Annotated in this window: 1 protein-coding gene; it reads right to left on the bottom strand. The window is 78.1% G+C overall.

The features are described from left to right. Positions 1-256, bottom strand: a 256-nt coding sequence (locus tag R0J87_RS22295) for an aromatic amino acid lyase (RefSeq protein WP_498889042.1), incomplete at both ends; no start/stop codon positions are given.

The following is a 256-nucleotide window of genomic DNA, read 5'->3' as shown; positions in this document are numbered from 1 at the left end:
CGCGCGGTTCTTCTCCGCCGGCACGCGGCTGCCGTCGAGCGCGCCGAACCCGGTGGTCACGCCGTAGATCGGGGTGCCGTCGGCGATCATGCGGGCGAGCAGGTCGTGACCATCCTCGACGCGCCGCCGCGCCTCCGCCGACAGGGCGACAGGCGCGCCGGCCCGCGCGATCGCGGCGACCGCGTCGGGCGTCAGCTCGCGGCCGGTCAGCGCGATCGGCGCGGCGCCGTCCGTGGCCCCTGCGGCCATGCTCACG

It is taken from the genome of Halomonas sp. SIMBA_159 (assembly GCF_046536035.1).
GTDB classification, from domain to species: Bacteria; Pseudomonadota; Gammaproteobacteria; order Pseudomonadales; family Halomonadaceae; genus Vreelandella; species Vreelandella venusta_A.
The sequence above is the reverse complement of the archived record's forward strand: the minus strand, read 5'-3'. Positions and strand labels throughout refer to the sequence as shown.